The organism is Exiguobacterium sp. s36 (genome assembly GCF_018618345.1).
GTDB lineage: Bacteria > Bacillota > Bacilli > Exiguobacteriales > Exiguobacteriaceae > Exiguobacterium > Exiguobacterium chiriqhucha.
Genome location: NZ_JACSLW010000002.1, coordinates 232,918 through 246,054, shown reverse-complemented (window position 1 = coordinate 246,054; position 13,137 = coordinate 232,918). Strand labels below are relative to the sequence as shown.

9 protein-coding genes are annotated in these 13,137 nt (G+C 52.6%); all 9 read left to right on the top strand.

Annotated features, from left to right (window positions below; genetic code table 11):
• Positions 1 to 6 precede the first annotated feature (6 nt).
• The 9 genes from dxr to infB all read left to right on the top strand — a co-directional run bounded on the left by dxr (position 7) and on the right by infB (position 13,121).
• Positions 7 to 1,152 (top strand): 1-deoxy-D-xylulose-5-phosphate reductoisomerase, encoded by a 1,146-nt coding sequence (dxr, locus tag KNP95_RS06705; RefSeq protein WP_214836279.1) that lies wholly within the window; start codon positions 7 to 9, stop codon positions 1,150 to 1,152.
• Between the two features lie 16 nt (positions 1,153 to 1,168).
• On the top strand, positions 1,169 to 2,419 hold the full coding sequence (gene rseP, locus KNP95_RS06700) for an RIP metalloprotease RseP (RefSeq protein ID WP_029595687.1): 1,251 nt from the start codon (positions 1,169 to 1,171) through the stop codon (positions 2,417 to 2,419).
• A 40-nt stretch (positions 2,420 to 2,459) separates the two neighbouring features.
• Positions 2,460 to 4,160 (top strand): proline--tRNA ligase, encoded by a 1,701-nt coding sequence (locus KNP95_RS06695; protein ID WP_021067154.1) that lies wholly within the window; start codon positions 2,460 to 2,462, stop codon positions 4,158 to 4,160.
• A gap of 75 nt (positions 4,161 to 4,235) precedes the next feature.
• The gene (locus KNP95_RS06690) at positions 4,236 to 8,528 is read left to right on the top strand and encodes a PolC-type DNA polymerase III (protein ID WP_035385678.1); all 4,293 of its coding nucleotides are present in this window, start codon (positions 4,236 to 4,238) and stop codon (positions 8,526 to 8,528) included.
• 119 nt (positions 8,529 to 8,647) lie between these two features.
• The gene (gene rimP / locus KNP95_RS06685) at positions 8,648 to 9,118 is read left to right on the top strand and encodes a ribosome maturation factor RimP (RefSeq protein WP_021067156.1); all 471 of its coding nucleotides are present in this window, start codon (positions 8,648 to 8,650) and stop codon (positions 9,116 to 9,118) included.
• Positions 9,119 to 9,130: 12 nt separating this feature from the next.
• A complete protein-coding gene (gene nusA / locus KNP95_RS06680) occupies positions 9,131 to 10,297 on the top strand; it encodes a transcription termination factor NusA (protein WP_029595684.1) in 1,167 nt (388 codons plus the stop codon).
• Complete coding sequence (rnpM, locus tag KNP95_RS06675) at positions 10,294 to 10,572, top strand: RNase P modulator RnpM (RefSeq protein ID WP_165569410.1); 279 nt, start codon at positions 10,294 to 10,296, stop codon at positions 10,570 to 10,572. The genes nusA and rnpM overlap by 4 nt, the downstream gene beginning before the upstream one ends.
• A complete protein-coding gene (locus KNP95_RS06670) occupies positions 10,569 to 10,865 on the top strand; it encodes a YlxQ family RNA-binding protein (protein WP_021067159.1) in 297 nt (98 codons plus the stop codon). Before rnpM ends, KNP95_RS06670 begins: the two co-directional genes overlap by 4 nt.
• Positions 10,866 to 10,886: 21 nt before the next feature.
• Positions 10,887 to 13,121 carry a translation initiation factor IF-2 gene (gene infB / locus KNP95_RS06665; protein ID WP_214836276.1) on the top strand — a complete coding sequence of 745 codons (2,235 nt, stop codon included), beginning with the start codon at positions 10,887 to 10,889 and terminating at the stop codon, positions 13,119 to 13,121.
• The last annotated feature ends 16 nt before the right edge of the window (positions 13,122 to 13,137 follow it).

The following is a 13,137-nucleotide window of genomic DNA, read 5'->3' as shown; positions in this document are numbered from 1 at the left end:
GTCAAGATGAAGCGAATCAGCTTAATCGGGGCGACTGGATCGATTGGCGTACAAACATGCGACGTCATCGAACAGCACCCCGACTTGTTTGAACTTGAGGCATATGCGTTCGGAACGAACGTAGACGTGGCGGAAGAATGGATCAATCGCCTACGGCCAAAATACGTATCCGCTAAAAATATCGAGGTACTCGAACAGCTCAAGCCACGCCTTACATATGAACCACTCTTTTTCATCGGACTGGAAGGGTTGATTGCATGTGCGACCGCTGAACGGGCCGATGTCGTCGTGACGGCAGTCGTCGGGGCCGTCGGGCTGGAACCGACCCTTGCCGCCATCGAAGCGGGGAAAGACATCGCGCTTGCGAACAAAGAGACGCTCGTCACGGCAGGGCATCTCGTCACCGCAGCCGTCAAAAAGCATGGCGTCAGCCTGCTCCCGGTCGACAGTGAACATTCGGCCATCTATCAATGCTTGAACGGCGAACGTCGCGACGACGTCTCGAAAATCATCTTGACGGCCTCAGGCGGAAGTTTCCGTGACAAGTCGCGAGAAGAGCTTGAAGGGGTTACGGTCGCAGAGGCGCTCGCGCATCCGAATTGGTCGATGGGTGCCAAAATCACAATCGATTCGGCGACGATGTTCAATAAAGGACTCGAAGTCATCGAAGCGCACTGGTTGTTCGATATCGATTATAATGATATTGAAGTAGTGCTCCATCGCGAGTCGATCATCCACTCGATGGTCGAATTCAAAGATGCCGCTGTCATGGCGCAGCTCGGCAACCCCGATATGCGAGGCCCGATTCTCTATGCGCTATCAACCCCGAAACGTCTTGAAATCGAAGGGAACAAGCGGTTAAACTTGAGAGAAATCGGGACGCTACACTTCGCGGAAGCCGATTTAACACGTTATCCGGCGTTACGCCTCGCTTATGAGGCCGGGCGTGCCGGCGGTTCGATGCCGACCGTGCTCAATGCGGCCAACGAGGCGGCCGTCGAGCTGTTCTTGAACGGGGAGATCGCATTCCTCGATATCGAACGCATCGTCGAGCAAGCGATGGAGACACATACGGTAATTGCAGAACCGACGCTCGAGGAGATTCTTCAAATCGACCGAGCGGTTCGAGAACAAATTCAGCAAGGAAAGTGAAGGTGGGGAATAGACAATGACGACTTTTATCGCCATCGTTTTGATGTTTGGGGTACTCATTTCGGTTCATGAATGGGGACACCTCGTCATGGCGAAACGGGCAGGGATTCTCTGTCATGAATTTGCAATCGGGTTTGGACCGAAAATCCTCTCATTCCGAAAAAATGAGACGCTGTATACGATTCGACTATTGCCAATCGGCGGTTATGTCAAAATGGCCGGGGAAGATTTTGAGCCGATCGAAGTGAAGGCCGGGCAACACGTCGGATTGCGTCTGACGAGTGCCGGGACGGTCGATCGCGTCTATTTCCAACCGGACCAGGCCCAAGACGTTCATGTCGTCGGGACGGTCGACAAGTTTGACTCGGTCCGCGAATTGAAAGTACAACTGCTCGTCGATGATGAGGTCCGTGTCTATTCGCTCGAGCGGGACACGCTTCTCGTCGACCAAGGCATGGAGATTCAAATCGCGCCTTACGACCGCACGTTCGGAGCCCAATCTGTCTGGAAACGGGTGCTTGCGATTGCAGCCGGTCCGGCGATGAACTTCGTCCTTGCCTTCCTCCTCCTCGTCATCGTCGGTCTCGTCCAAGGGACACCGACGGACGATGGTCAAATCGGTACGGTCCAACCGGACTCGGCCGCCGATCAAGCCGGGCTCGTCGCAGGCGACGAGATCGTCTCGATCGAGGGTCAACCGATCGACAACTGGCTCGATTTGCGGACGGTATTGGCCGATCGTGCCGACACACCGACCGAAGTGACGTATATTCGTGACGACGTCGAGCAAACGGTGACGATTACGCCGCAAGCGGTCGAACAAAATGGGGAGACGGTCGGGATTTTAGGCGTGACGAACGCGCTCGAACGTTCACCGGCCAAAGCCTTTACAACCGGGGCCGAGACGACGTGGACGATGTCGACGCTCATCTTCTCCGCGGTCGGTGACTTGGTGACGGGTCAGGTCGGCGTCGATCAGTTGGCCGGTCCGGTCGGGATCGTCCGCATGACCGACGAAGTGGCAGCGAGCGGATTCATCATGCTCCTCAACTGGACGGCACTTCTATCCGTCAACTTGGCCATTTTCAACTTGTTGCCGCTCCCGGCGCTCGATGGGGGACGACTCATCTTCCTCTTGTTCGAAGCGGTGCGCGGACGACCGATTGATCCGAAAAAGGAAGGATTCGTCCACTTTATCGGTTTCGCTTTGCTCATGCTGCTCATGTTGATTGTCACCTGGAATGATATCCAGTCATTCTTTAAATAATAAGATCTAATCGAGTTACAGAAGGGAAACGTTGATACCTATGAAACAATCGAGACTGTTCATGCCTACATTACGAGAAGTACCGGCCGATGCGGAAGCCATCAGCCATCAGCTTCTCGTCCGTGGGGGCTTCATGCGCCAAAACGCCGCTGGGATTTATTCATATCTCCCGCTCGGCCATCGCGTATTGCACAATATCCAAACGATTATCCGCGAAGAGATGAATCGGGCCGGAGCGCAAGAGTTGCTCATGCCAGCGATTCAACCGGCCGAACTATGGGAAGAGACGGGACGCTGGGGCATTTACGGTCCAGAATTGATGCGATTGACGGACCGTCATGACCGTCGTTTCGCACTCGGTGCGACCCATGAGGAACTCATCACGTCAATCGTGCGCGATGAACTCAACTCGTATAAAAAGTTACCGGTCAACTTGTATCAGATTCAGACGAAGTATCGCGACGAACGTCGTCCGCGCTTCGGATTGCTCCGGGGTCGTGAGTTCTTGATGAAAGACTCGTACTCGTTCCATGCGACGCAAGACGACTTGGACGAAGAGTATACGAATATGTATAACGCCTATTCACGCATCTTTGACCGCATCGGCTTGAAATATCGTCCGGTCGTAGCTGATTCAGGTGCCATCGGCGGGAAAGATACACACGAGTTCCAAGCGCTCGCCGAAATCGGTGAAGATACGATCGTATATACGGATTCATCAACTTATGCGGCGAACATCGAGATGGCTGAAACGCTCGACCGCTATGACATGCAAGCGGCCGACGTGCTCGCACTCGACAAGGTCGACACGAAAGACAATAAGACGATTGAAGATGTGGCGCGCTTCTTGAACGTCGATCCGAAGACGACGATCAAGTCGGTCCTCTTCAACGTCGATGGCGAGACGGTCATGGCCATCGTTCGAGGTGATCACGAGGCGAACGACGTCAAAGTGAAGAACGCTCTCGGTGGACTCGACATCCAAATGGAAGAAGAAGCGACGATTATCGACTTGTTCGGCTGTGAGCCGGGCACGCTCGGACCGATTCATTCACCGGTCAAAGTCGTGGCTGATTACGCCGTCAAATATTTGGTCGACGCGGTATGTGGCGCCAACGAGGCGAACACCCATTATACGCACGTCAACGCCGAACGCGACTTGTCGCATTTGACGTATCACGACCTCCGTTTCGTCGTCGAAGGCGACATGGCACCTGACGAGTCAGGTCCGGTCCGCTTCGCCCGCGGGATTGAAGTCGGACAAGTGTTCAAGCTCGGCACACGCTATTCAGAAGCGATGGGCGCGACGTTCTTGAACGAAGAAGGTCGGGCCGAACCGCTCATCATGGGCTGTTACGGCATCGGCGTCTCGCGGACGTTGTCGGCCGTCATCGAGCAACATCATGACGATCGCGGGATCGTCTGGCCGAAGAGCGTCGCTCCGTTCGATGTGCACTTGATTGCCATCAACACGAAAGACGAGGCGCAAGTCGAACTCGCGAACCGTTTATACGATGAGCTGTCATCGACGTACGATGTGTTGTATGATGACCGTAAAGAACGGGCTGGCGTCAAGTTTGCCGATGCTGATTTGATCGGTCTTCCGATTCGTATCAACGTCGGGAAAAAAGCGAGCGAAGGAATCGTCGAAGTGAAAGTACGTGCCACTGGCGAAGTCCTCGAGACGACAGTCGATGAGTTGCCACGTGTCATCACGACGCAACTGAACGAAGCCAAATGATCGATGAAGGTGACGGTTTCTTGCCGTCACCTTCATTTTTCGACATTGAATGATAAAAGGGGGGACTTCTTACCCGTGGAAGCTAATCAAAAAATGCAATTGCTCTTGGGTGACCTCGGCATCACGACCGAAACGGATCAATTCGACGGAGCGGAGCTGTCACGACTCGTCGTCAACAAGCAACGCCGGACATGGACGTTTTATTTCCAATTGCAACACGTGTTGCCGTATGAGGTGTATCAACTATTCATGAGCCGGCTCGAGAGTCGCTATGCGACGTTCGCGGACGAGGTGTACGCTCGGTTCACGACGACGTCAGGTGGGGGCGAACAGGACTATATCGACTATTGGCCCCGAATCGTCAGTGAATTGAGCCAAGTGTCAGGCGCGATGCGCAGTTATTTCGCATCGGTCGCACCGCGCTTCGAGCAGAACAAATTGCTCATCCCGGTGCGCTCGGCCCCTGAGGCGAACTATGTCGATAAAGAGTTATGCCAAGAAGTCCAGGCGCTCTACAGCGCCTATGGCTTTATGAAAAAACCATGCCAAGCGTTGTTCTCAGAAAATGAAGAAGCGAACCAAGCGTTGCGCGAACAAGTCGTCCAAGAAGATTTGGAACAGGCGAAGCTCGCACTCGCGGCGCAGTTCGCCAAGTCGACCGAGACGAACGATGAGCCGGTCACTGAAGTGCGGATGGGCGCCTTGATTAAAGACGAGATTGTCCCAATCAAGACGATTATCGAAGAAGAACGACGCGTCGCCATCCGTGGCCTCGTCTTCTCGGCCGAACGGAAAGAATTGAAGAGCGGGAAGAAACTGTTCACGTTCAAGATGACGGACTATACCGATTCACTCATCGTCAAAGTGTTCGCGCGCGATGACGACGATGACCGTATGCTCAGTGCCGTCAAAAAAGGCATGTGGATTCAAGCAGCCGGTCGGGTCGAGGATGACAGCTTCATGCGCGAACTGTGCATGATGGCGTCACAACTGCAAGAAGTGAAAGTCGAACCGGTCCGGGACGAATGGGCCGGTGAAAAGCGGGTCGAACTGCACGCGCACACGCAGATGAGCCAGATGGACGCGGTCACAAACGTATCGGCCCTCGTCGCACGAGCGGCGAAATGGGGCCACCGTGCCATCGCCATCACGGACCATGCCGGAGTCCAGTCGTTCCCAGAAGCCTATTACGCCGGGAAAAAGAATGACATTAAAGTGCTGTTCGGGGTCGAGGCGAACGTCGTCAATGACGGCGTACCCGTCGCCTATCATCCGACCGACGTCCCGCTCGACGATGCGACGTACGTCGTCTTCGACGTCGAGACGACGGGGCTTTCGGCCGTCTACAATAAAATCATCGAGCTCGCGGGTGTCAAAATCAAGGACGGAGAGATTATCGACCGCTTCGAGGCGTTCGCCGATCCGAAGCACCCGCTCTCGGCCACGACGATTGAACTGACGGGTATCACCGATGACATGGTCCATGGCCAGCCCGACCCGGAAGTCATCGCCAAGCAATTCGTCGATTGGTGCGGGGACGGCATTCTCGTCGCCCATAACGCATCGTTCGATATGGGCTTCCTTGAAGCGACGCTCCGGAGCGGTGGACACGAGCCGGATGACTATCCGGTCATCGACACGCTCGAGCTCGCCCGGACGATTTTACCGACGCTCAAGAACCACCGTCTCAACACGCTCGCGAAGCGATTCGATATCGAATTGACGCAACATCACCGCGCCATCTATGATGCCGAGGCGACGGCTTATTTGCTCATGAAGCTGCTCGAACTCGCCAAACAGATGTTTGAGATGGAAACGCATCGCTCGCTGAACGCGAAAGTCGGGAGCGACGTCTCGAAGATTCGTCCGTTCCATGCGACGATTTATGCGAAAACGAAAAAACCGGGACTCCGGAACTTATACGAACTGATTTCCTTGTCGCACATCGACTACTTGTTCCGCATGGCACGCATGCCTCGCTCGGAGATTATCAAGCGTCGTGAGGGCCTCTTGATCGGTTCGGCGTGCGACAATGGCGAGATTTTCGATGCTGCCCTGAACAAATCGGACGAAGAGCTTGAGAAGATGATGGCGTTTTACGATTTCATCGAGATTCATCCGCCGGCGCTCTATATGCATCTCATCGATAAAGAAATTGTCGCCAACGAACTTGAGTTGCGTGAAATCATCAAACGGATCATTCGCGTCGCAGGTCAGGCCGGACTGCCGGTCTGTGCGACCGGCAACGTCCACTATCTCGACCGGACGGACCGTTCGTATCGGGAGATTTTGATTCGGACGCAAGGTGGCGCCAACTTCATCAACACGCGGAAAGAACTCCCGCATGCCCATTTCCGCACGACGAAAGAGATGATGGAAGACTTCAAATTCCTCGGGGACGAGCTCGCCCGCGAGATCGTCATCACGAACCCGAACGCGATCGCCGATCAAATCGAGTCGATTCAAATCATCCCGGACGACTTGTATACGCCGAAGATTGAAGGGGCCGACGATGAAGTCCGGAATATGAGTTATGATATGGCCCGCTCGATTTATGGAGAACAACTGCCTGAAATCGTCGAAGCTCGGCTCGAGAAAGAGTTGAAGTCGATTATCGGTCACGGGTTTGCGGTCATTTATTTAATCTCGCATAAACTCGTGAAGAAATCGCTCGATGACGGCTATCTCGTTGGGTCACGTGGTTCGGTTGGATCGAGTTTCGTTGCGACGATGACCGAAATCACCGAGGTCAATCCACTGCCACCGCATTACGTCTGTCCGAAGTGTCAACATTCCCACTTCTTCGACGACGGGTCGGTCGGGTCCGGGTATGACCTTCCCGACAAGCAATGTCCGGAGTGCGGGACTTGGTATACGAAGGACGGGCATGATATCCCGTTCGAGACGTTCCTTGGTTTCAAAGGGGACAAAGTACCGGATATCGATTTGAACTTCTCGGGTGAATATCAACCACACGCCCACGCCTACACGAAAGTGTTGTTCGGTGAAGAGTATGTGTATCGTGCCGGTACAATCGGGACGATTGCCGATAAGACGGCGTACGGATACGTGAAAGGCTATGCGACCGAGAACGATAAGATTTATCGGAACGCCGAGGTCGACCGGCTCGTCTCGGGTGTCACCGGCGTCAAACGGACGTCCGGGCAACACCCGGGGGGGATTATCGTCGTCCCAGATTATATGGACATCGCCGAAATTTCGCCAATCCAATATCCGGCCGATGATAAGTCGTCCGAATGGAAGACGACCCACTTCGACTTCCACTCGATTCACGACAACTTGCTCAAACTCGATATTCTCGGTCACGATGATCCGACCGCCATCCGGATGCTCCAAGACTTGTCCGGTATCGATCCGAAGACGATTCCGACGGACGATCCGACGGTCATGAAAATCTTTTCGTCGCCGGAAGTACTCGGTGTCACGCCGGAACAAATCGAATCGAAGACGGGTACGCTAGGGATTCCAGAGTTCGGGACGAAGTTCGTCCGGCAGATGCTCGAAGAGACGAAACCGTCGACGTTCTCCGAACTCGTTCAAATTTCGGGACTGTCTCACGGGACAGATGTCTGGATTGGGAACGCGAACGAACTCATCTATAACGGGACGTGTGAATTGAAAGACGTCATCGGGTGTCGTGATGACATCATGGTCTACTTGATTTATGCGGGCCTCGAACCGTCATTCGCCTTCAAAATCATGGAGTCGGTACGGAAAGGGAAAGGCTTGTCGGAAGACATGGAGACGGAGATGCGGGCCAACGATGTCCCGGAATGGTACATCTCGTCTTGTAAGAAGATCAAGTATATGTTCCCGAAAGCGCACGCCACGGCGTACGTGCTCATGGCCGTCCGGATTGCCTACTTCAAAGTGCATCATCCGATTCTGTATTACGCGACGTACTTCACGGTCCGGGCCGGCGACTTCGATTTGTCGGCGATGATCAAAGGGTCACAGGCCGTGCGTAAAGCGATGTCGGATATCCGTGAAAAAGGATTTGAAGCCACGGCGAAAGACAAAGGCCTCCACACCGTGCTCGAGCTCGCACTCGAGATGTTAGAGCGCGGCATGAAGTTCCAGAACATCGATTTGTACCGTTCGAGCGCGACCGAGTTCTTGATTGAAGGGAACACGCTCATCCCGCCGTTCAATGCCGTCGATGGTCTCGGTACGAACGCGGCGAAAGCGATTGTCGATGCACGTGCCGAAGGACAGTTTTTATCGAAAGAAGACTTGCGCAAACGGGCCAAGTTGTCGAAGACGATCGTCGAGACGCTCGATACGATGAAATGTCTCGAAGGCCTCCCGGATGAGAACCAACTCTCGTTCTTTGATTTTGGGGTGTAAGTTGCGAAAAACCGGGAAAATATGATATATTGGTATCGAACAATGTTGGATACTACGACGGAAAGGAGTAGGGAACCCTACTCCTTTCTTGTATGTAAAAGCCAGAAGGAGGGATGAGAGTGTCCAAAATAACAGAAGTCGTCGAAGCGATCGCGTTGCCGATCGTGGAGCGTGAGAACATGGAATTGGTCGATGTCGAATTCGTGAAAGAAGGGCCAGACTGGTTCTTGCGCGTCTATATCGACAAGCCGGGGGGCGTCGATTTAGATGATTGCGTCAACATCAACGAACAACTCTCGGAAAAACTAAACGATAGCGATCCGATCGAACAAGCCTATTATCTTGACGTCTCGAGTCCCGGTGCCGAACGACCGCTGAAGAAGCCGACCGACTTTGAACGCGCGATTGGAAAGAACGTCTATATCAAGACGTTTGCCCCGATTGAAGGTGCCAAAGAGTTCGAAGGGATTTTGACGGAATATGACGGCGAGACCGCCATCGTCGAGACACGCATCAAGACAAGAAAAAAAGCGATATCGCTACCGGTAGACAAAATTGCACAAGCCCGCCTAGCGGTCACGTTTAGTTAAGGAGAGGTAAAGATGGGGCCACAATTACTCACAACAATCGAACAGATTGCTAACGAAAAAGGAATCGAGAAGGAGATTATCATCGATGCACTTGAGCAGGCGCTCATTTCGGCATACCGCCGAAACGTCGCAAACCCGAATGAAAACGTAAAAGTTGAATTCGACCAAGTGACCGGTGATATTCGTGTCTTCGCACTTCTCGAAGTCGTTGAACGTCTCTCGCATCCCGAGCAACAATTGTCGCTCGAAGAAGCGCATGAGATTGACCCGAACTATGAGTTAGGGGACTTCCATAAAGAAGAAGTCACACCGAGCGACTTCGGTCGCGTCGCGGCGATGACAGCTAAACAAGTCGTCACGCAAAAGATGCGGGAAGCCGAGCGCGAGCGCATCTATAACCACTTCGTCGATAAAGAAGACGAGATCATGACGGGAATTGTGGAACGGTTCGACCCACGCAACTTGTATATCGGTCTTGAAAACAATATCGAAGCGGTGCTCACACCGAACGAGCAGATGCCAAATGAATCGTACCAGATTCATGACCGCATCAAGGTGTATGTCACAAAAGTCGATTCGACGACGAAAGGGTCTGGCGCAGCCATTCAAGTCTCGCGGACGCATCCAGGTCTGTTGCGTCGTCTGTTCGAGCTCGAAGTGCCAGAAATCGCGAGCGGAACGGTCGACGTCATGTCGGTCTCACGCGAAGCGGGTGATCGCTCGAAGATTGCTGTTCATTCAGACATCGTCGATCCAGTCGGCGCTTGTGTCGGTCCGAAAGGGCAACGTGTCCAAACAATCGTCGATGAGCTCAACGGTGAGAAAATCGATATCGTACGTTGGTCGAACGACCCGAAAGAGTTCGTGAAAAACGCACTCAGCCCGGCTCAAGTCGTTGACGTGTACGTCAATGAACCTAATAAATCGACGACGGTCGTCGTGCCAGACTATCAATTGTCACTCGCCATCGGTAAACGCGGTCAAAACGCCCGTCTTGCCGCTAAGTTGACGGGATGGAAAATTGATATTAAGAGCGAGACCGATGCAGAAAGCATGGACTTGTATGATACGTACGCCGAAAAAGTTGAACCGGAGCCAGAAATTGTTCACAATGAAGTGGAACAGACTGACTCGGTTGACGTCGCCCTCGAGCCGACAACGGTGAAAGAAGAGGAATGACCATGAAGCAAAAGAAACTTCCTTTGCGCAAATGTGTGGTCACGCAAGAAATGTTACCGAAACAAGCGTTGATTCGTGTCGTTCGGACGCCGGAAGGTGACGTCGTCATCGATACGTCCGGTAAATTGAACGGACGTGGAGCGTATTTGTCGAAAGATGCGGATGTGATTCGTTTAGCAGAGAAAAAACGGACACTCGATCATCATTTAAAAGTCAAGACGAGTGACGCGCTTTATGAGCAGCTGCTTCAAGCTGTCACAGGAGCCGAATCATGAGTCAGTGGGAATCATTGTTAGGCCTTGCCGCACGTGCGAGGAAAGTAACGATGGGAGAAGAGTTTGTGTTGAAGGATGTGCGAGCTGGCCGAGCCAAGCTTGTCATCCTTGCCGGAGATGCAGGAGCGTCTACGAGAAAACGGGTTACCGACAAGTGTACATCGTATGGTGTTCCATTGATTGAAGTGAGCGACCGATATACGATCGGGGCTGCTTTAGGTAAAGACATGCGAGTCGTCGTGTCTGTGACAGAATCCGGATTTGCGAACAAGCTTAAGCAACTTCTCTCTTAACTATTAACGGAGGTGGATGCTTTGGGAAAACGCGTCTATGAATTTGCAAAAGAACAGAATGTAACAAGTAAACAAGTCATTACTCAGCTCGAGAAAATGAACAAGCCAGTGAAAAACCACATGGCTGTCTTAGATGAGGAGTCGGTCAAGCAACTCGACCGTGTCTTCAATCCTGAGAAATACCGTTCGGCTGACAAGCAAGAAAAGCCAGCTGCAACGAAACCAGCTGAAACGAAGTCTGCCGAGTCAAAACCCGCTGACACGAAGCCTGCTGCCAAGCAAGAAGCACCGAAAGCACGCCCACAAGCGTCTAGCGGTCAAAGCAACCAAGCTGGCAACCGTGGTGGCAACCGTTTCGGCAACAACCGCAACGACAACCGCAACAAAAAGCGCGGTGGTAAATTCAAAGGCAAGCCTGCGAAAGCAGCTGTGCCGTTAGAAGCGGATCCAAATTCGAAAACGAGTCAGCGTAAAGCAGCTCGTTTAGCGCAAGAGTCTGAAATGGGCAACGTCATCAAGTACGATGATGTCCTCAGCGTATCGGACCTCGCTGCGAAGATGGATAAAAAGCCAAACGAGATCATCATGAAGTTGATGGGTCTTGGTGTCATGGCGACAATCAACCAAACACTTGATGACGAGACGATTGAGTTGCTTGCAACTGAATTCGGTTATGAAGTTGAGAAAGAAGTACTCATCGATGAGACGGACTTTGAAGAAGTAGAAATCGACTTCTCTGAGTATGAGCTTGTTGAGCGTCCAGCTGTCGTCACAATCATGGGTCACGTCGACCACGGTAAGACAACACTTCTTGACTCAATCCGCAACACGAAAGTCGTTGCTGGTGAAGCCGGAGGAATCACGCAGCACATCGGTGCTTATCAAGTTGAAGTCAACGATAAAAAGATCACGTTCCTCGACACACCAGGTCACGCCGCCTTTACGACGATGCGTGCTCGTGGAGCCGAAGTGACGGATATCGCGATTATCGTTGTCGCAGCGGATGACGGCGTCATGCCACAGACAGAAGAAGCCATCTCACATGCGAAAGCGGCTAACGTGCCGATTATCGTCGCTGTGAACAAAATGGATAAAGAAGGCGCAAACCCTGACCGCGTCAAACAAGAATTGACAGAGTTCGGTCTTGTACCGGAAGAGTGGGGCGGCGAAACGATTTTCGTACCGATTTCAGCTTTGAAAGACGAAGGAATTGATGAGTTGCTCGAGATGATCTTGCTCGTTTCTGAAGTCGAAGAGTACAAGTCGACGCCTAAAATGCCAGCTCGCGGTTCGGTCATCGAAGCGAAGCTCGACAAAGGTCGCGGTCCTGTCGCCACGCTTCTCGTTCAACACGGGACACTCCGAATTGGTGACTCAATCGTCGTCGGTAGCACGTTTGGACGCGTCCGGGCCATGGTCAACGATATCGGTCGTCGTGTGAAAGAAGTTGGTCCATCGACACCAATCGAAATTACAGGATTGAACGATGTCCCACAAGCGGGTGACCAGTTCATCGTGTTTGAAGATGAGAAGAAAGCACGTGCAATCGGAGAAAAACGTTACCAACGTTACCTCGAATCACAGCGTCGCGAATCGGCTAAAGTTAGTCTTGATGACTTGTTCAGCCGCATTCAAGAAGGCGAAGTCAAAGATTTGAACGTCATCATCAAAGCAGACGTTCAAGGTTCGGCTGAAGCACTCGCTGGTTCACTCCGTAAAATCGACGTCGCAGGCGTTAAAATCAACATCGTCCACCAAGGTGTCGGTGCAATCACAGAAGGTGACGTCATTCTCGCTTCGGCGGCAAATGCGATCATCATCGGATTCAACGTTCGCCCAGATGGTAACGCCCGGTCGATGGCCGAGCAAGAGCATGTTGAAATGCGTCTGCACCGCATCATCTATAACGCAATCGATGAAATCGAAAGCGCGATGAAAGGGATGCTCGACCCTGAGTTCGTTGAAGAAATCACAGGACAAGTTGAAGTCCGTGACGTCTTTAAAGTCTCGAAAGTCGGTACGATTGCCGGCTGTTACGTCACAGAAGGTAAAATCTCACGCGACGCCGGCGTCCGCATCATCCGTAACGGGATTGTTGTGTACGAAGGAAAACTTGATACGCTTCGCCGCTTCAAAGACGACGTCAAAGAAGTCGCGACAGGTTACGAGTGTGGGATTAAAGTAGAGAAGTTCGACGACATCAAAGTGGAGGACGTTATTGAAGCGTTCATCATGAAAGAAGTCGAACGTAAATAAAGCGAGGAGGGAACAC

Coding starts and splice junctions, on each gene's coding strand:
- dxr (WP_214836279.1), top strand. CDS start 7: ATGAAGCGAATCAGCTTAATCGGGGCGACTGGATCGATTGGCGTACAA.
- rseP (WP_029595687.1), top strand. CDS start 1,169: ATGACGACTTTTATCGCCATCGTTTTGATGTTTGGGGTACTCATTTCG.
- KNP95_RS06695 (WP_021067154.1), top strand. CDS start 2,460: ATGAAACAATCGAGACTGTTCATGCCTACATTACGAGAAGTACCGGCC.
- nusA (WP_029595684.1), top strand. CDS start 9,131: ATGGGGCCACAATTACTCACAACAATCGAACAGATTGCTAACGAAAAA.
- rnpM (WP_165569410.1), top strand. CDS start 10,294: ATGACCATGAAGCAAAAGAAACTTCCTTTGCGCAAATGTGTGGTCACG.
- KNP95_RS06670 (WP_021067159.1), top strand. CDS start 10,569: ATGAGTCAGTGGGAATCATTGTTAGGCCTTGCCGCACGTGCGAGGAAA.